Here is a 16,498-nt window from a genome sequence, read left to right as displayed (position 1 = left end):
ACATGACGGCACAGCTTGGAGAATCAGCGCCTCGACTGGCGTGTTGCTTGGCTGATCAGGTTGTTTCTTGCTTGTATAGCCTGGTTGAGGCCGCGCTGCGAGAGCCTGCCCGCGGCCTGCCGCAGGACGAGTCGCCCGGAGATTGACGCTGCTGCAAGTCGACGCACGCAGGCACAACCGAAGGTAGCGCCGCCTCCAGTGCCGTCATCGGCAATGTATGTCAATCCTGGGCGTCTCCGGCGCGCCACAACTACCTTTCCTGCCGTTAACGTAGTCGACCGTGCTCGATTCGATCAATGTGTCTGCTCGGGCAGCCGACTCATCCGCAGCCTCGGCATCCGGCGTCCTGGCTGCGTCTTCCCCGCCGATGTGGCGAGATGAAGCAGCGTATTCGAGAAACTTGGGGCCGACCCGGCAGTGGAAGGCGACCCGCGTGCTGGTAACGGATCGAGCTGATCCGGCCGAGTTGCGGTTTCGTTGCAGCTGGAATCCTGCCGGGCGGGCGTTTCTTGCGCTCGCCGCGAAGCGCGCGGGCGGAACGTGCTGTCCGGTTCAGGCGCGGCGGCGCAGGCGTCGCCAGCCGAGGACCACGCCGCTGACCGAAATCACCAGGCCGAGGGCGCTGGCGGCGACGACCGCCGTCAGCCGCGCCGCCGGGTTCTGCGCCAGGGGACCGGCATCGAGGGTGTGGAGGGCGTCGAACAGCCAGCGATTCGCCCGTCCGCTGCGGTCGGTCCGTCCCAGGATCGCCCCGGTCGCGGGATCGAGGTGGAACCAGGTCGCGGCCGGATCGTCGAAGGCGAGCCGCAAGACCGGCAGGGGCGGGGTGCCGTGGCGGTCGTACCAGTAGGCATCCGGCGCGTCGAGGCGGGTCGCCGCGCGGAGCGTCGCTCCCGGCAGCATCGCTCCGGCCGCCGCCACGATGGCCCCGGGCGTCAGGGTGGTGCCGCAGCACGGGGCCGCGGGGCCGGGCCCGGTGGCGACGACGAGGGGCCGGCCGCCGATCCACGCGAAGTCGAGCGCGACGCTGCCGGCCGGCGCGCGCGCGAGGTCGTCGAGACGGGCGGGAAAGACCGGCGCCGCCTGCCCCGCATAGGCCGCCCGCATGGCGGCGTCGGGCGCGCGCGGCCCGAACCAGCCGCGCGGGTTCATCGACAGCCAGCCGCTGAGCACGAAGGTGACCACGACGAGGCCGCCCGCCACCCCTGCGAGGTGATGCCAGGCGGCAAAGCCGCGATAGGGCGTGAGCCGGCCGCGCATCAGCCGGACGAAGCCGAGCACGTAGCCGCTCACCGCGGCCGCCAGGGCGAACCCTGAGACCCACAGGACCACGTCCTGCCACAGCCCCGCCCGCGCCCGCAGCGGCGTGAGATAGATCCAGTGGGTCACGGCGCCGGGCCAGTTCCACACCCGCTCACGCCGGGTGGTGTCGAGGGCGAGCTCGCCCGTCGCGACCGACAGGTACAGCTCGGTCCCGGCCGCATCGCCCAGAGCCACGCGCCGGAACGGCCGCAGCGGGTCGTAGCGCGCCGTCACGGTCCACTGGTCGCGGGTCACGGGGCCGAGATCGGTGACGGCGCGGGCTGAGGGATGGGCCGCCGCGAGCGCCGCCGCGCTCGCCGCCGCGAGGGATGGGACGGGATCGCCGGTCGTGGCCGAGAGCGCCTGGCGCCGCCCGTCGGCCTGGGTGATCCAGTAGGCGGGCTCCGCTCCCCGCATCGCCAGGGTGAGGCGGGCGGGAAAGCGCGCGGCACCGGCCCGCTCGAGCGCCTGCTGCGGCGTCAGCCGCACGGCCTCGAGGCGGAGCGTGCCTGAGGCTGCGACCCGCTCCGCCTCGGTGAGGGCGGGGAAGCCGACGGCCAGCATCACGAGCCCGGAGGCGAACCAGGCGACGACGAGCAGCCCGGTGGCGATGCCGAGCCAGCGATGGCCGAGATGCAGCCACCGTTTCAGGCGCTTGACCCACCGCGTCATCAGAACGTGACGTGGTAGGCGAGCTCGACCGAGCGCGGCCGGCCGAGCAGCCAGGAATTGCTGTTGCCCGAGATCGCGTAGATCTGGTCGGTGAGGTTGGTGCCGCGCAGCGACAGGCGCGAGGTCGGCGTCACCTGCCAGTCCAGGGTGGCGTTCAGCAGCGTGTAGGCCGGCCGGCGAAACGTGTTGGCGAAGTCGCTGAAGACCGGTCCGACATCGTTGACGCCGAGCCGCGCCACCCAGCCCGGCGCGAAGGCGTAGCTGAGCCAGACATTGGTGACGCGCTGGGGCACGTCGACCGGGACCTTGCCGGCGAACGACACCAGGCCGCCATCGATGTTTTGCGAGAAAGCGTCGTAGCGGGCCCGCAGCAGGGCGGTGTTGGCCTCGATGCGCCACGCCTCCGACAGCTGGTAGGCGACGGCGACCTCGACGCCGCGGGAGGACTGGCTGCCGACCGCGGCCACCTCCGTCGGCCGGTCGGGGATCGGGGTCAGGAGGTTGTCCTTGCGGATGTGATAGGCCGCGAAGGTCCACTCGCCGCGCCCGCCGTCGAACAGGCCCTTGGCGCCGGCCTCGACCTGCTCGCCGGTGGCGAGCTGGAACTGCGACTGCGCCACGCTGGTGGTGATCAGGCTGCCGAGGGGATCGGCGGCGGTGGCGTATTGCGCGTAGAGGGCGAGGTCGGGCGTCGGGTTGTAGATCGCGGCGACGCGGTAGCTCACCGAGTCGAAGGTCTTCTCGAAGGCGGTCGCCGCGAGCGGCCGGCTCACCGCGACCCGGGGCACGTCGTAGCGCACGCCCGTCACCAGGGCGAGCTGCGGCGTCAGTTCCAGCCGGTTCTCGGCGAAGACCGAGGCCTGGCGCGTGCGCGAGACGATGTCGGTGCGGGTGCCCGCGAGGTTGATGAAGCGGCCCTGGGCAAAGGTGAACGGATCGACGACGCTCTCGCCCCCGAACGGTGCGTTGCTGTCGCGCCGGAAGTCGATGTGGTTGACGTCGAAGCCGATCACCGTCGCGGTCTTGAAGCCGAACAGGCTGCCGCGGAAGGTCGCGTCGAGACGGTTGCCGATCTGCTCCTCGTGGTGGAAGATCTCGATGTAGTCGCTGCGCTGAATCAGGCCGGTCGACGGCTGGTAGGTGTATTGCTCGACGTCGCGCCAGTGCCGCTCGGTCGAGAGGCGATAGGCGGTGTTGCGCACCGTGATGTCGGGGCTCGGGTTCCACTCGGTGCGCAGCTGCGTCCAGTTGTCGAACCAGGCGATCTGTGAATCCCGGATGTTGTAGTTGGTGAAGCGCAGCCGGTCCGGCACCCGGGTGCCGACGAGGGGCGAGCCCCAGTAGCGGGCCGGCTCGTTGGCGCCGAGGTCGTGCGAGAGGGTGACGCTCAGGTCCGGCGCCGCCCGCCACGTTACCGCCGCCGAGAGGGCGAGATTGCGAAAGTCGCCGTCCGGCTTGACCCAGCCGTCGGCCCGGTTGCCGCTGAGGTTGAACCGGTAGGCCAGGTCCTCGCCGACCGGCCCGCCGGTGTCGAGCGCGAGACGCGCGACGCCGTCCGAGCCGATCGCCGCCCGCGCCTCGCCGACCGGGACGAAGACCGGCTTCTTCGGCACCACGTTGATGATGCCGCCGATCGCGCCCTCCCCGTAGAGCACCGAGGCCGGGCCGCGCAGCACCTCGATCCGCTCCGCCGACCAGGTATCGAACGGGAAGGTGACGGTGCCGGCCCCGACATAGAGCCGCGTGCCGTCATAGAGCTGCTGCACCGAGCCGGCGCCGGCGAAGCCCCGGGCCGTGAAGGCGAGGTTGCCGTTGCCGGGTGCGGCGATGCTGGTGATGCCGACGGCGTTCTGGGTCACCGCCTCCTCGACGGTGTTCTGGCCCCGGGCCCGGATGGTCTCGCCGCTGATGATGTCGAGGCTCGCCGGGGTCTCGAACGGGGTGAGGCCGAGGCGGGACCCTGAGCGCGACGGCGTCGCGAGGTTGAGGCCGGGGGCGCTGGCATCGCGGCCGCGGCTGCCGGCGACGTCGATGGCGTCCAGGGTGAGGTCCTCGGCGGCGCCGGGCTGGGCGGCGAGGAGCGGAGCGGCGAGGGCCAGGGTGGTGAGACGCGAGGCGCGGAGCGCGGGCATGATGAAGTCCGGAGCAGGCGGTCGCTCCGTCCGTAGCCGGTTCTGCCACAAATGTAACGTTATAATGTTACATATCTGACCTCTCGCTCGATCCGCGTGACGAGGCGGGCGCGCGACGCGCGTCGGCTCTGCGGATCGGGGGAGGGCGGCGGGAGACACGGTGGGACGGCACGCGGCTGTGGCACGTCACCGCGAACGACAGCGGGGCGAATGCCTGCGCATCCGCCTCGACACCCATCAGGACACCCCGCCCGACGTGCTCGCGTGTGACCACGGCTGACGGCAGGTCTCCTGGCTCACGGGTCAGTGCCTGCCATCGTCTTCCCAGGGAGTGTCGAGGTCCCCAGTGACTCGGTGATGGAAGGCTCGCCGCTCACAGTTGCGGGGGCAGCCGCGGCATCGGGCGAACCCTCACCGCGTTCCCTTTTGATCCCCGGAGGGAACCGTCACGTAAGAGCTTAGCGGTTCGGGCGCGAAGGAGCAACGGTGGTGACCAACGTCCGCCGCATCGATCGCACGCCTCAGCTTTCTCAACCACGCCGCTCGATCCGCATCGACGCCGCCCCGCACGCCTGACATACAGGGCCGCGAGCCGGCCCGGTCGGGCCGCGAGCAAGTTCTGACAAAAGTTCCTGGGAGGTTCCCCGATGTCGTTCCGCTCACGGGTTGCCGGCGCCGCCGGCCTCGCCCTGTCGCTGGCCACGTCGGTCGCCATGTCGGTCGCCTTGGGCACGTCCGCGCTCGCGCAGGACGCCAAGGCGCCGATCAAGATCGGAGTGTTGAGCGACATGAGCGGGCCCTTCGCCGATCAGGCGGGCACCGGTTCGGTCACGGCGGCCCAGCTCGCCGTCGAGGATTTCGCCAAGGAGGCCGGCGAGCTCAAGGTCGAGATCGTCTCGGCCGACCACCAGAACAAGCCCGATATCGGGCTGGCCACCGCCCGCCGCTGGCTCGACCAGGAGGGCGTCTCGACCATCGTCGACCTGCCGAACTCGGCCGTGGCGCTCGCGGTCTCGAACCTGATGCGCGAGCGTCACCGGGTGGCGCTCGCGTCCAGCGCGCTCACCTCGGACCTCACCGGCAAGGCCTGCGCGCCGACCACCGTGCAGTGGGTCTCGGATACCTGGGCGCAAGGCTCGGCCACCGCGCGGGCCATCGCCGGCCGCGGCCTCAAGTCCTGGTACTTCGTCACCGTCGACTACGCGCTGGGCCACGCGCTCGAGCGCGACGCCACCGTGGCGCTCAAGGCCGCCGGCGGCACCGTGAAGGGGTCGAGCAAGCACCCGCTCAATGCCGGCGACTTCGCCTCGCCGCTGCTCTCGGCGCAAGGGTCGGGCGCGCAGGTGCTGGCGCTCGCCGATACGGGGGCCGACATGATCAACGCCGTCAAGCAGGCGGCGGAGTTCGGCGTGATGCCCGAGATGCGCCTCGCCGCCCTGTTCGTGCAGCTCTCCGACACTCACGCCCTCGGCCTCAAGGCGGCGCAGGGGCTCCAGCTGGCCAGCGCCTTCTACTGGGACCGCACCGACGGCACCCGCGCCTTCGCCAAGCGCTTCGGCGAGCGGATGAACGGCCGCATGCCGACCGAGAACCACGCCGGCGTCTACTCCTCCACCCTGGCCTATCTGCGGGCGGTGCGCGACACCGGCACCATCGAGGGCGAGAAGGTCGTGGCGGCGATGCGCGAGAAGCCGATCAACGATCCGCTCTTCGGCACCGTCACGGTGCGCCAGGACGGCCGCGCGGTGCACGACCTGTTCCTGTACGAGGTGAAGGCCCCGGCCGACAGCAAGGGCCCGTACGACTACTACAAGCTCCTCGACACCGTGCCGGGCGACCAGGCGTTCCGGCCGATGGCCGAGGGCGGCTGCCCGCTGGTGAAGTAGCTCAGAGCGCTCGACATCGGCGGGGTCCGACCCAGATCAGAGGTTCGTGCCCTGTAAGACCCCGCCGAGAGTCCCCGATCATGTCCGACGCCGTCCTGACCCTGAATGACGGGAAGCGCATCCCCCAGCTCGGCTTCGGGGTGTGGCGGCTCGACAACGAGGAGGCCCCGGCGATCGTCGGTGCGGCTCTGGAGGCCGGGTACCGCTCCATCGACACGGCGGCGATCTACGGCAACGAGGCCGGGGTCGGCCGCGCCATCGCCGCCTCCGGCCTCAAGCGGGAGGAGATCTTCGTCGCCACCAAGGTCTGGAACGACCGCCACGGCTACGACGAGACCCTGCGGGCCTGCGAGGAATCGCTCGCGCGCCTCGGCCTCGACCATGTCGACCTCTACCTCGTCCACTGGCCGGTGCCGCAGAAAGGCGCCTATGTGGACACCTGGCGCGCCCTGATGCGCCTGCGCGAGGACGGTCGCGCCCGCTCCATCGGCGTCTCGAACTTCACGGTCGAGCACCTCAAGCGGGTGATCGACGCCACCGGCTCGACGCCCTCGATCAACCAGGTCGAGCTGCATCCGCGCTTCCAGCAGAAATCCTTGCGCGCCTTCCACGAGGAGTCTGGCATCGTGACCGAGGCCTGGGCGCCGCTCGGCCGCGGCGGCGTGCTGGAGGACCCGGTGATCCGGGCCATCGCCGAGAAGCATGGCCGCACCTCTGCCCAGGTCGTCCTGCGCTGGCACATGGACATCGGCAACGTCGCGATCCCGAAATCGGCGACGCCGGCCCGCATCCGCGAGAACCGCGAGGTCTCGGGCTTCACCCTCGACGCCGACGACCTCGCCCGCATCGCCTCCCTCGACGATCCGGCCGGGCGGATGGGGCCGGATCCGGAGACCTTCGGAGCGTGACCGCGGCTTGATCGCGGGAGCCGGACTCGCCTACGGTCCGACTCCTCCTCATTGTCGCGAGGCTTGTCCGTTGAGTGGCCGCACGCCCCCCGAGACCCGCGCCGCCTATCGGCGCTTCGTGCCGATCACCACCCGTTGGGCCGACAACGACGTCTACGGTCACGTCAACAACGTGGTCTATTACGCCTTCTTCGACACGGCGGTGAACAGCGTGCTGATCGCCGACGGCGCCCTCGACATCGCGAACAGCCCGGTGATCGGCCTCGTGGTCGAGACCGGGTGCCGCTACTTCCGCTCGATGGCCTTCCCCGACCGGGTCACCGCCGGAATCCGGGTGGCGCATCGCGGCACGTCGAGCGTGCGCTACGAGGTCGGGCTGTTCCGCAACGACGACGAGGCGGCCGCGGCGCAAGGGCACTTCGTCCACGTCTATGTCGACCGCGCGACGCAGCGCCCAGTGCCGCTGCCGGACGCGCTGCGGCGGGTGCTGGAGCCGCTGGCCGTATGAGCGGCGAGACCGACTCGATGAATGGCGAGGCCGACTTGGGCCGGCTCCTCGCCGGGATGCGGTCGGAGCTGCGGCCCGGCACCTACGTCTTCGTCAGCGCGGCCGAGGGTGCGGTTCCCGCGGGCCTCGCCCCCGTCATGGATTTTCGCGAGGCGGAAGGGACGACGCTGATCCTCCCCGAAGCGGACGCCGCGCAGGCCGGCCTGGCCGGAGCCTTTCCGTGCCGCTGGATCACCCTCGCGGTGCCTTCCTCGCTCGGCGCGGTCGGCTTCCTCGCCGCCGTGACGGCGTGCCTCGCGGAAGCCGGCATCGCCGTCAACGCCGTCTCGGCCTTCCACCACGATCACCTGTTCGTGCCGGTGGCGCGGGCGGAGGAGGCGACGGGGTTGCTGAGAGAGCTTGCCGACCGCGCCGCGTCCTGATCTCAGGTCGTGGATCGCCAGCAGGGCGGCCTCCACCTCCCACGAAGGCAAGGTTCGCCCCTTACGGCTTGTTGCACCGTCCTCCGCCGCCCAAGCTGCCGGCATCGCAACCGGAGGGTTTGCCTCATGCCGCCGCGCATCCCGCTCAGTCCCGGTGGACCGGGCCCGCTCGGGCTCATCGCGCTCGCCCTCGCGATCCTGGCCGCCGGCCTCATCTTCGAAGGGCACCCCGTCGACGCCTCGGTCTCGCCGCTCGTCGTGCAGGCGGACGCGCCCTCCCGCCCGCTGCCGAGCCCGGAGACCATGCTCCAGGACATGGTCGGCCGCGACTGAACGAGACGCGAACCCGTGACCGATCTCCTCTCCGGCACCGCCGGCCCGCTCGGCTGGACGGTGATCCTCGCCACCTTCCTCGCTGCCGGCTTCGTCAAGGGCGTGATCGGGCTGGGCCTGCCGACGGTGGCGGTGGGGCTGCTCGCCACGGTGATGAGCCCGGCGGAAGCCGCGGCCCTGCTGATCGTGCCGTCCTTCGTCACCAACCTCTGGCAGCTCCTCGCCGGGCCGCGCTCTAGCGCCCTGCTGCTCCGGCTCTGGCCGATGATGGCGGCGGTGGCAGTCGGCACGGTGGCGAGCGCCGGGCTGATCGCGGGGGCCAAGGGGCCGGGCCCGGCGAGCGCTCTGGGCGTCGCGCTGGTGGTCTACGCGGTGACCGGGCTTGCCGGCCTCGCCCTGCGGGTGCCGGCCCGTTCCGAGCCTTGGCTGTCGCCGCTCATCGGTCTCGTCACCGGCCTCGTCACCGGGGCGACCGGGGTCTTCGTGATCCCGGCGGTACCCTATCTCCAGGCGCTGGGCCTCGACCGCGATGGGCTGATCCAGGCCCTCGGCCTGTCCTTCACGGTCTCGACCGTGGCGCTCGCCGCGGGTCTCGCACGGGAGGGGGCGCTGCCGCTCGCGGCCGGGGCCGCCTCCCTCGTCACCCTGGCGCCGGCGCTCCTCGGCATGGCGGCCGGGCAGTGGCTGCGGGGCCGGGTCTCTGCACCGACCTTCCGGCGGGCCTTCCTGATCGGCCTTCTGCTGCTCGGCACCCACCTGGCCTCGCGGCCATGGCTGTGAGGGAGGCTACTCGTCCTCGTCGTCGAGGGGGCGCAGGATCTGCATCCGGCGGCCCATCGGGTCCTCGATGGTGGTGCGGCGCATGACCAGGAAGCCGCCGTCCTGGGCCCGGCGGATCCGGTCGGCGCGGGCATCGACCCAGAGGTCGACGTCGCGGTAGCCCGGCATGTCCGGCGGGAGCGGCCGGGCGACCCGCGCCGGCCGCGGCTCCGGCGGGGGCCGGAAGGCGACGGCCCGGCGGGGTGGGGCCTCGGCGACCGGCCGTCGGCTCGCGCGCGACGCGATGCGCTCCCGTCGCTCGGCCCTGCGCTCCGCGAGTGCCGGGCGCTCCGCCTTTCGTGGCCGCGATGCGGACCTGGCGGGTTTCGCGGCCGTTCGCGCAGGCGTCGCAGCGGAATGGTCAGCGGTGGAGGCTGCGGGCTTCGCCGCCTCCTTCACGGCCGGCGCCTCGGCCGGCCTCGAGGGCGGGTCGCTCCACGGGCGCGGGGTAGCGGGATCCTGCGCCCGCGCCGGCGGCGCGCACAGGATGCCGACCAACAGGGCGAGGCCGACCGAGCGGCGCATCCCGTCATGCATGATCGCACCTCCGGATCGGCAGGCGCGGCCTGCCCGGCTCCTCGGTTGTCGCGGCGTGAAGCGTGCCGCGCGGCGGTTGTCGCAACCTGACCGTGTCCCGGAAGGTAGCGGGGCGAGGCATGGCCGTCCACGCGCGAGGTTGAAGAATCCACCGCGCTGTCTCATTCCGGTGCGTTCCGTGCCGGCACGATCCGCGTCATCAGGTTTTACGCCGGCGATGGAACTTCATTAACCATTCCGCGTTCCCGCGAGGGCTGTCACTCCCACCCGCCGGGACGCTCCTTGCGCCAGGCCCGCCCCTTGCCACCGCGACGGCACGACCTCTCCGGGACCGGTAGCGATGATCCAGTTCGACACGAAGGCGTTCGCGGCGGGACGGGCCGCAACGATCGCTGCATCATACGAGGCCAGGTTGCGGCGGATCGCGATGGTGCTCACCCTGGCGGTCGGTGTCCCGCTGGTGCTGGCGTGGTTCGGCCTGCTCGGCTGGGGCGTGCTCTGGCTCGCCAGAAGCGCGCTGGACCTGTCGGTGAGCGCCCTGGCTCTCTGACGGGCGGGACGGCGCGGGGAGCAACCCGGGGCGGCGCGGCCCGCGGGTTGCAGGGGCGCCGGGGCGATGCCAGGAACAGGCATCCGCCCGATTGCCCGGAGTATCCGCCATGCTGTCCATCGACCTCAATTCGGACCTCGGCGAGGGTTTCGGCGATTACCGCTGCGGCGACGACGCGGCGATGCTGGAGGTCGTGACCTCGGCCAACGTGGCCTGCGGCCTGCATGCGGGCGATCCCGAGATCATGGCCCGCGCCTTCGCCATCGCGCGCGAGCGCGGCGTCGCCGTGGGGGCCCATCCGGGCTACCCGGACCTCTGGGGCTTCGGCCGCCGGGTCCTGCCCTTCACCCCCGGCGAGGTCGAGCGCCTGGTCGCCTACCAGGTCGGCGCCGCGGCGGGGCTCGCGGCCTATGCGGGCCACCGCCTCACCTACGTCAAGGCGCACGGGGCGCTCGCCAATCTCGCGGCGGTGGAGCGGGAGGTGGCGGACGCCATCGCCAGAGCCGTCAAGGCCGTCGATCCCTCCCTGTCGCTGCTCGCCATCGCGCTCACCGCGCAGGTCGCGGCGGGCGAGGCACAGGGCCTCGACGTGCATCAGGAGATCTTCGCCGACCGGGGCTACACCGAGGCCGGCTTCCTGATTCCCCGCGGCCAGCCCGGCGCGATGATCACCGACGAGGCCGAGGCCGCCGACCGCGTGCTCGCCATGGTCCAGGAGGGGGCGATCATCGCGGCGAGCGGCCGGCGCCTGCCGACGCCGATCCGCTCGGTCTGCGTCCACGGCGATTCCGCCCACGCCGTCGCCACCGCCCGCGCCGTGCGCGCCCGGCTCGAAGGCGCCGGCGTGCGCCTCGCCCCGTTCCGGGCCTGATCCCGATGCTGCCCCCCTTGCAGAGCCCCCGCCTCCTTGATGCCGGCGAGGCCGCCCTGGTGGCGGAGTTCGGCACCACCGTCGATCCGGCGATCCACGACCGGGTGCTGGCCCTCGACGACGCGCTCCGCTCGGCGCCGCCGGAGGGCCTGCGCGAGACGGTGCCGACCTACCGCTCGCTGATGATCCACTACGATCCCCTGGTCCTCGACCGCGACGCCCTCGCCGAGCGGGTGCTGGCGCTGGCGGCAACCCCCGGCGCGGCGCGGGCCGGCGCCGCGCTCTGGACGCTGCCCTGCTGCTATGATCCGGCTTGCGCCGAGGATATCGGCGCCGTGGCGCAGGCGACGGGGCTCTCGATCGAGCGCGTCGCCGCCCTGCATGCGGGGGCCGAGTACCGGGTCTACATGTACGGCTTCGCCCCGGGCTTCGCCTATCTGGGCGGCCTGCCCAAGGACCTCGCGGTCTCCCGCCGCGCCACGCCGCGCCCGCCCCATCCGGCGAACGCCCTCATGATCGGCGGTGGACTCGCCGCGGTCGGCACCTTCCCGATGCCGACCGGCTGGTACGTGGTCGGCCGCACGCCGGAGCGGCTCTACGCGCCGCAAAGGCCCGAGCCATTCCCGGTCGCCGTCGGCGACACGCTGCGCTTCGAGGCGATCGACGCCGCCACCTTCGCCGACCTCGACCGCCGGGCCGCCGCCGGCGAAGTCGTCGCCCAGCGCCGGGAGGCCGCATGACCTTGCGTCTCAGCATCCTCTCCGCGGGCCCCGGCGTGACGCTCCAGGATGGCGGCCGCCACGGCTACCTGCGCTACGGCATCACCGCCGCCGGGCCGATGGACCCGCTCGCCCACGCCACCGCCAACCGGGCCCTCGGCAACCCGCTCGGCGCCACGGCCCTCGAAGTGTCGCTCGGCGGCGTCGAGGTGACGGCCGAGGGCGGGCCGCTCGGGATCGCGCTCGCCGGCGGCGAGTTCCGGATCAGCCTCGACGGCGCGCCCCTGCCGCCGGCCTCGGCGCTGACGCTCCACCCCGGCAGCCACCTCGTCGTGCGGGCGGGCCGGGCAGGGGCCTGGGCCTATCTCGCCGCGGCGGGCCGGTTCGACCTCGCACCGACCCTCGGCTCGACCGCGACCCACACCCGCTCCGGCTTCGGCGGCCTCGACGGGCGGGCCCTGCGGGCCGGCGACCGGCTGACGATCGCGGAGGCGCGGCCCGGCCCGGCCGATCCCCACGCCCTCGTGGCGCCCTGGCTCGTCCGCCCGCCGGAGGAGATCCGGGTGGTCATGGGCCCGCAGGACGACTACTTCGGCGAGGACCAGATCGCCGCCTTCCTGGCCGGTCCCTGGACGGTGACCACCAAGGGCGACCGGATGGCCTGCTTCCTCGACGGCACGCCGCTCACCCATGCCAAGGGCTACAACATCGTCTCGGACGGCATCGCCATGGGGGCGATCCAGGTGCCGGGCGAGGGCTGGCCGATCGTCCTGATGGCCGACCGCCAGTCCACCGGCGGCTACCCGAAGATCGCCACCGTGATCGGCCCGGATCTCGGGCGGCTGGCTCAGGCGCAGGGCGGCACGCGAATCCGCTTCCGGGCCGTCGATCGCGCCGAGGCTCTGGCGGCGCGGCGCGCCGAGGCTCAGGTGCTGGCCGGGCCAGTGGCGATGGAGCCCCTGATCCGCACCGATTTCAGCGCCGAGTTCCTGCTCGGGCGCAATTTGATCGGCGGGGTTGTGGACGGAGCGGGGGCCCATGCGCCGTAGCGGCGGGGCTCAAGCCCCGTCATAGATCGGAAACCTCCGGCAGAGCGCCAGAACCTCATCCCGCACCGCCGCCAACCCAGCCGCGTCGTCGGGCGCCGCGACCACCCGGGCGATCCAGCCGCCGATCTGCCGGAACTCCTCCACGCCGAAGCCCCGGGCCGTTCCGGCATTCGAGGACAGGCGCAGGCCCGAGGGCGCCTCGGGCGGGCGGGTGTCGAACGGGATCTGGTTCTTGTTGACCGCGAGCCCCGCCGCCTCCAGGGCTTTGGCCGCCACGTCACCGGTGACGCCCTGGGGCGAGAGATCGACCAGCATCAGCCCGCAATCGGTCCCGCCGGCGACGAGGCGCATCCCGGCCTCGGCGACACTCCCGGCGAGCGCCCGGGCATTGTCGAGGACGGCCTGGTTGTAGGCCCGGAATTCCGGCCGCAGGGCCTCGCCGAAGCAGGCCGCCTTGGCGGCGACCGCGTGCATCATCACCGAGCCCTGCACGCCCGGGAAGATCCCGTAATTGATCCGGTCGGACAGGGCGGGGTCGTTCCACAGCACCAGCCCGCCGCGGGCGCCGCGCAGGGACTTGTAGGTGGTCGAGGTCACCACGTGGGCATGCGGGAACGGATGGGGATAGAGCCCGGTGGCGACGAGGCCGGCGACATGCGCCATGTCGACCATCAGGAGCGCCCCGACCTCGTCGGCGATGGCCCGCAACCCCGCGAAGTCGAGGGAGCGGGCATAGGCCGAGCCGCCGGCGACGATCATTGTCGGGTTGTGCTCCCGGGCGAGGCGGGCGACCGCGTCCAGCTCCACCCGCTCGCTCTCGCGCTCCACGCCGTAGCGGACGATCCGGTAGTCGCGCCCGGTCAGCGTCGCCGGATGGCCGTGGCTGATATGGCCTCCAGCCTCGACGCCCATCGACAGGATGGTGTCGCCGAGCGTCAAGAGGCCGAGGAAGACGCCCGCATTGGCGTTCGAGCCCGAATGGGGCTGCACGTTGGCGAAGCGGCAGCCGAACAGCCGCGTCGCCCGGGTCACCGCCAGGGCCTCGATCGCGTCGGCATGCTCGGCGCCGCCGTAATAGCGCGCGTAGGGCAGCCCCTCGACGGTCTTGTTGGTGAGAACGGACCCTTGCGCCTCGAGCACCAGCCGCGAGACGATGTTCTCCGAGGCGATCAGCTCGATTCCGTCCCGCTGCCGGGCGAGCTCGCCGTGGATCGAGGCGGCCAGCTCCGGGTCGGCGTCGAGGCCCTGGTCGAAATAGCCGGGGTGGAGGAGGCGCATGCTCGAGGGTCCCGTCGGTGACAGGGCCCCAGTGTCGGGCTTGCTCCGACGATCGGCAAACGGGATAAGCTGAGGCCCAGGCCAAGCTTTTCTTGACCTCGTTTCCTTGCCCCAAAGAACGCGAGGCTTCGCGATGGATCCGGCCGGCCGGGCTGCCCCGCCCTCCCTCAACGCCCTGCGGGCCTTCGAGGCGGCGGCGCGCCACGGCGGCTACGTGGCGGCGGCGCAGGAACTCCACGTCACCCCGGCGGCGATCGGCGCCCAGGTGAAGGGGCTCGAAGCCTGGCTCGGCCGGCCGCTCTTCCCCCGCCGGCCGAACGGGCTGTGCCTGACCGTGGAGGGCAGGGCGGTGCTGCCATCCCTCACCACGGCCTTCGACGCGCTGAACCACGCGGTGCGGGCGATGCGCGCGGTCGGTCGGCCGCGCAGCCTGACGCTGGCGGCCCTGCCCTGCATCGCCCAGCTCTGGCTCGCTCCCCGGCTCCCGGCTCTGCAAGCCACTTTCGACCTCGACGTCGCGATCCTGACCCGGGACGACCCGCCCGACTACGCTCGCGAGCTCGTCGACCTCGGCCTGTATTTCGGCGAGGCCGCACCCGCCGGCTGCAGCTCCGTGGTGCTGGCCCGGGACGACCTGTTCCCGGTCTGCGGCCCCGCGCTGGCGGCGGGCCTGCGCCACCCGCGGGACCTGAGCGGGGCGACGCTTCTGCACGATTCGGTCTGGCGCGAGGACTGGCCGCGCTGGCTCGGCCGCCACGGTGCCGGGGCCCTGCGCCCGGCCCGGGAGGCAGCATTCTCGCTCTACGGCATCGCGCTGGACGCCGCGCTCGCCGGCCACGGCGTGCTCATCGGACACAGTGCCTTGGTGGGAGAGGCTTTGGCGGCCGGGCGCCTCGTCGCGCCGTTCGGGGATCGCGTGGTGGCGGGGGCGCCCCTCCGGCTGATCGTGCCGGAAGGTGGGGAGGGGACGCGGCTGGCGGGGGTGATCCGGTGGTTGAGCGGGGACGAGACAGAGGCCGGGCGGCCTGACCGTGGAGAGAGGCAATGACGCTGGGGAGCGGCCCTTGGCCTTTGGCCCTGCAGCGCACGATCAGCGTTTGTTCGCTCTCATCCGCGATTTGCCCTGCTCCTGTACGCCCCAGCCCTTCGATAAATGGCTCACTGTGAACCAGCCGCTCAAGCTCCGTCCTCACGGATGGCATCGGAAACGGTTCTCTACGCTGTCGATGCGACCTTGCTCTCAAGTCGACCATGGTGGGCAATCTCGCGTCAGCGCCGGGCACCGATCCATTGAAGCGGAGGGGCCGTCCATATATCTTCCTTTTATGCGGAAGAATTATTGAGGCGATCATGGGTGAACGAGCCAACCTGCTCCGCCCTGCGCAAGCGGCGTTCATCTCCGGCATCGCCGTGAGGGCGGTCGACCGTGCGATCGACGAGCATGTGCTCCCGAAGGGATTCTATGTGCTCGACGGCGGCCGCCGGCTCACGCCCGGTGCCTGCGTGATGATCGCCTTCTACCATGCGGCGGCCGATACCTTCACGCCGGGATTACGCAAGCATATCATTAATCGCTTCGAGGATCGATTGCGCTACGTCGAGTTCGATCACTGCGAGGCGCTCGCGCGCGAGAACTGGAAGCTCGGCGAGCAATACTGGAGTGTCGATCTCGCCCCATTCATCGCACTCACCGCCGGCGGCTATGAGAGGCTGCGCGAGGCCGAGGCTGCCGTCGCGCGCGACGAGGACGTGATGAGCGGCGCTGAAGTGCTGCGCGGGACGCGCGTGCTTGTTCACGACGTTGCCGCGTCGGCGGGTGACGGCGAACCGATCGAGCGCATCCGCGATGCTTACCCGTCGCTGACCGATCGCCAGATCGAGCTCGCGATCATCTATGCCACCGCCCACCCGCAGCGCGGTCGGCCGCGCGGCACGGCTCTGACCACCGGCACGAAGCACGTCGAGCGCAAGGTCGTACAGCGCAAGACAGCCAGATGAAGTTCCTGGTCGATGAATGCCTGAGCCAGAAGTTGACGACGATGGCTCGAGACAGAGGGTATGCGGAGTCCTCGCACGTTCACTGGCTCGGCCTTGGTGGAATCCAGGACTGGAATCTGATCCGCTGGGCCGTCGATGGCGATTGGACGCTGGTGACGAAGAACTCCTATGATTTCCGCGGCCCTGCTGGTGCCCCGGGCAAGCCAGGGCTGCACGCGGCGCAGCCGATCCATGCTGGGCTCGTCTGTTTGAACGGGCCTCTTGGCATGAACCTCGCCCTGCAGGAGGAGCTGTTCGACATCGCGCTCGGCGAAATCGCGGTCCTCGGCGACGATCTCGTCAATCAAGTGCTCGAGGTGACAGCCGGCGATACGGATGTTTTGATTGAGCGCTATCCATTGCCGGTGACCTGAAACGCTCGGACGTAATACCCTCGCGCCTTCACATCGACGTGTCGATGCGAAGGCGACCGGCGCATCAGCGCCGGCGCCCGTTGGGGCTTACCTTGCACCTT

At 71.5% G+C, this 16,498-nt stretch carries 17 protein-coding genes and 1 riboswitch; of the genes, 13 read left to right on the top strand and 4 right to left on the bottom strand.

Annotated elements, in window-relative coordinates; translation table 11 throughout:
* Positions 1 to 552: 552 nt before the first annotated feature.
* Both MFF64_RS19380 and MFF64_RS19375 read right to left on the bottom strand, forming a co-directional pair.
* Positions 553 to 1,974 carry a PepSY domain-containing protein gene (locus MFF64_RS19380; RefSeq protein WP_238192001.1) on the bottom strand — a complete coding sequence of 474 codons (1,422 nt, stop codon included), beginning with the start codon at positions 1,972 to 1,974 and terminating at the stop codon, positions 553 to 555.
* On the bottom strand, positions 1,974 to 4,106 hold the full coding sequence (locus MFF64_RS19375) for a TonB-dependent receptor (protein ID WP_238191999.1): 2,133 nt from the start codon (positions 4,104 to 4,106) through the stop codon (positions 1,974 to 1,976). Before MFF64_RS19375 ends, MFF64_RS19380 begins: the two co-directional genes overlap by 1 nt.
* A 264-nt stretch (positions 4,107 to 4,370) precedes the next feature.
* Positions 4,371 to 4,569: riboswitch (cobalamin riboswitch) on the bottom strand.
* 184 nt (positions 4,570 to 4,753) lie between these two features.
* Between MFF64_RS19375 and MFF64_RS19370 the strand changes: the two genes are divergently transcribed.
* The 6 genes from MFF64_RS19370 (at position 4,754) to MFF64_RS19345 (ending at position 8,943) form a co-directional block, all read left to right on the top strand.
* Entirely contained in the window at positions 4,754 to 5,992 is a 1,239-nt protein-coding gene (locus tag MFF64_RS19370) for an ABC transporter substrate-binding protein (RefSeq protein WP_099902998.1), read from the top strand.
* Positions 5,993 to 6,072: 80 nt separating this feature from the next.
* On the top strand, positions 6,073 to 6,900 hold the full coding sequence (locus tag MFF64_RS19365; RefSeq protein WP_099902995.1) for an aldo/keto reductase: 828 nt from the start codon (positions 6,073 to 6,075) through the stop codon (positions 6,898 to 6,900).
* A 70-nt stretch (positions 6,901 to 6,970) separates the two neighbouring features.
* Positions 6,971 to 7,408 (top strand): acyl-CoA thioesterase, encoded by a 438-nt coding sequence (locus MFF64_RS19360; RefSeq protein ID WP_238191998.1) that lies wholly within the window; start codon positions 6,971 to 6,973, stop codon positions 7,406 to 7,408.
* Positions 7,409 to 7,425: 17 nt separating this feature from the next.
* Positions 7,426 to 7,830 (top strand): ACT domain-containing protein, encoded by a 405-nt coding sequence (locus tag MFF64_RS19355; RefSeq protein WP_099907168.1) that lies wholly within the window; start codon positions 7,426 to 7,428, stop codon positions 7,828 to 7,830.
* Positions 7,831 to 7,956: 126 nt separating this feature from the next.
* On the top strand, positions 7,957 to 8,163 hold the full coding sequence (locus tag MFF64_RS19350; RefSeq protein WP_099907160.1) for a hypothetical protein: 207 nt from the start codon (positions 7,957 to 7,959) through the stop codon (positions 8,161 to 8,163).
* Positions 8,164 to 8,178: 15 nt separating this feature from the next.
* Complete coding sequence (locus MFF64_RS19345; protein WP_207768221.1) at positions 8,179 to 8,943, top strand: sulfite exporter TauE/SafE family protein; 765 nt, start codon at positions 8,179 to 8,181, stop codon at positions 8,941 to 8,943.
* 6 nt (positions 8,944 to 8,949) lie between these two features.
* On the opposite strand, the gene MFF64_RS19340 is transcribed toward MFF64_RS19345, so the two are convergent.
* Positions 8,950 to 9,519: a hypothetical protein gene (locus tag MFF64_RS19340; protein WP_099907157.1), complete on the bottom strand. Its 570-nt coding sequence runs from the start codon at positions 9,517 to 9,519 to the stop codon at positions 8,950 to 8,952.
* Between the two features lie 340 nt (positions 9,520 to 9,859).
* On the opposite strand from MFF64_RS19340, the gene MFF64_RS19335 reads away from it, so the two are divergent.
* The 4 genes from MFF64_RS19335 to MFF64_RS19320 all read left to right on the top strand — a co-directional run bounded on the left by MFF64_RS19335 (position 9,860) and on the right by MFF64_RS19320 (position 12,708).
* Complete coding sequence (locus tag MFF64_RS19335; RefSeq protein WP_099907154.1) at positions 9,860 to 10,069, top strand: hypothetical protein; 210 nt, start codon at positions 9,860 to 9,862, stop codon at positions 10,067 to 10,069.
* 109 nt (positions 10,070 to 10,178) lie between these two features.
* Positions 10,179 to 10,940 carry a 5-oxoprolinase subunit PxpA gene (locus tag MFF64_RS19330; protein WP_099907152.1) on the top strand — a complete coding sequence of 254 codons (762 nt, stop codon included), beginning with the start codon at positions 10,179 to 10,181 and terminating at the stop codon, positions 10,938 to 10,940.
* Positions 10,941 to 10,945: 5 nt separating this feature from the next.
* Complete coding sequence (locus MFF64_RS19325; protein WP_099907149.1) at positions 10,946 to 11,680, top strand: 5-oxoprolinase subunit B family protein; 735 nt, start codon at positions 10,946 to 10,948, stop codon at positions 11,678 to 11,680.
* A complete protein-coding gene (locus tag MFF64_RS19320; protein ID WP_099907146.1) occupies positions 11,677 to 12,708 on the top strand; it encodes a 5-oxoprolinase subunit C family protein in 1,032 nt (343 codons plus the stop codon). The genes MFF64_RS19325 and MFF64_RS19320 overlap by 4 nt, the downstream gene beginning before the upstream one ends.
* 9 nt (positions 12,709 to 12,717) lie before the next feature.
* On the opposite strand, the gene glyA is transcribed toward MFF64_RS19320, so the two are convergent.
* A complete protein-coding gene (glyA, locus tag MFF64_RS19315; protein WP_099907143.1) occupies positions 12,718 to 13,986 on the bottom strand; it encodes a serine hydroxymethyltransferase in 1,269 nt (422 codons plus the stop codon).
* A 133-nt stretch (positions 13,987 to 14,119) separates the two neighbouring features.
* Here glyA and MFF64_RS19310 point away from each other — a divergent pair, with 133 nt between their 5' ends.
* From MFF64_RS19310 to MFF64_RS19300, 3 genes are all read left to right on the top strand, one after another.
* A complete protein-coding gene (locus tag MFF64_RS19310) occupies positions 14,120 to 15,034 on the top strand; it encodes a LysR substrate-binding domain-containing protein (RefSeq protein WP_099907141.1) in 915 nt (304 codons plus the stop codon).
* A 302-nt stretch (positions 15,035 to 15,336) separates the two neighbouring features.
* Positions 15,337 to 15,984, top strand: coding sequence for a DUF433 domain-containing protein (locus MFF64_RS19305; RefSeq protein ID WP_238191994.1), 648 nt, complete (start codon positions 15,337 to 15,339; stop codon positions 15,982 to 15,984).
* A complete protein-coding gene (locus MFF64_RS19300; RefSeq protein ID WP_099899496.1) occupies positions 15,981 to 16,397 on the top strand; it encodes a DUF5615 family PIN-like protein in 417 nt (138 codons plus the stop codon). Before MFF64_RS19305 ends, MFF64_RS19300 begins: the two co-directional genes overlap by 4 nt.
* The last annotated feature ends 101 nt before the right edge of the window (positions 16,398 to 16,498 follow it).

Origin of the sequence: Methylobacterium frigidaeris, assembly GCF_022179185.1 — a bacterium.
In the GTDB taxonomy this organism is placed as follows: Bacteria; Pseudomonadota; Alphaproteobacteria; order Rhizobiales; family Beijerinckiaceae; genus Methylobacterium; species Methylobacterium frigidaeris.
Note: the sequence above shows the minus strand (reverse complement) of the source record. Positions and strands in the feature narration are given on the sequence as shown.

Excerpts from the sequence above, each read along its gene's own strand:
- MFF64_RS19320 (WP_099907146.1), top strand. The coding sequence starts at position 11,677 with ATGACCTTGCGTCTCAGCATCCTCTCCGCGGGCCCCGGCGTGACGCTC.
- MFF64_RS19370 (WP_099902998.1), top strand. The coding sequence starts at position 4,754 with ATGTCGTTCCGCTCACGGGTTGCCGGCGCCGCCGGCCTCGCCCTGTCG.
- MFF64_RS19350 (WP_099907160.1), top strand. The coding sequence starts at position 7,957 with ATGCCGCCGCGCATCCCGCTCAGTCCCGGTGGACCGGGCCCGCTCGGG.
- MFF64_RS19310 (WP_099907141.1), top strand. The coding sequence starts at position 14,120 with ATGGATCCGGCCGGCCGGGCTGCCCCGCCCTCCCTCAACGCCCTGCGG.
- MFF64_RS19325 (WP_099907149.1), top strand. The coding sequence starts at position 10,946 with ATGCTGCCCCCCTTGCAGAGCCCCCGCCTCCTTGATGCCGGCGAGGCC.
- MFF64_RS19365 (WP_099902995.1), top strand. The coding sequence starts at position 6,073 with ATGTCCGACGCCGTCCTGACCCTGAATGACGGGAAGCGCATCCCCCAG.
- glyA (WP_099907143.1), bottom strand. The coding sequence starts at position 13,986 with ATGCGCCTCCTCCACCCCGGCTATTTCGACCAGGGCCTCGACGCCGAC.
- MFF64_RS19375 (WP_238191999.1), bottom strand. The coding sequence starts at position 4,106 with ATGCCCGCGCTCCGCGCCTCGCGTCTCACCACCCTGGCCCTCGCCGCT.
- MFF64_RS19380 (WP_238192001.1), bottom strand. The coding sequence starts at position 1,974 with ATGACGCGGTGGGTCAAGCGCCTGAAACGGTGGCTGCATCTCGGCCAT.
- MFF64_RS19300 (WP_099899496.1), top strand. The coding sequence starts at position 15,981 with ATGAAGTTCCTGGTCGATGAATGCCTGAGCCAGAAGTTGACGACGATG.
- MFF64_RS19305 (WP_238191994.1), top strand. The coding sequence starts at position 15,337 with ATGGGTGAACGAGCCAACCTGCTCCGCCCTGCGCAAGCGGCGTTCATC.
- MFF64_RS19355 (WP_099907168.1), top strand. The coding sequence starts at position 7,426 with ATGAATGGCGAGGCCGACTTGGGCCGGCTCCTCGCCGGGATGCGGTCG.
- MFF64_RS19340 (WP_099907157.1), bottom strand. The coding sequence starts at position 9,519 with ATGCATGACGGGATGCGCCGCTCGGTCGGCCTCGCCCTGTTGGTCGGC.
- MFF64_RS19330 (WP_099907152.1), top strand. The coding sequence starts at position 10,179 with ATGCTGTCCATCGACCTCAATTCGGACCTCGGCGAGGGTTTCGGCGAT.
- MFF64_RS19335 (WP_099907154.1), top strand. The coding sequence starts at position 9,860 with ATGATCCAGTTCGACACGAAGGCGTTCGCGGCGGGACGGGCCGCAACG.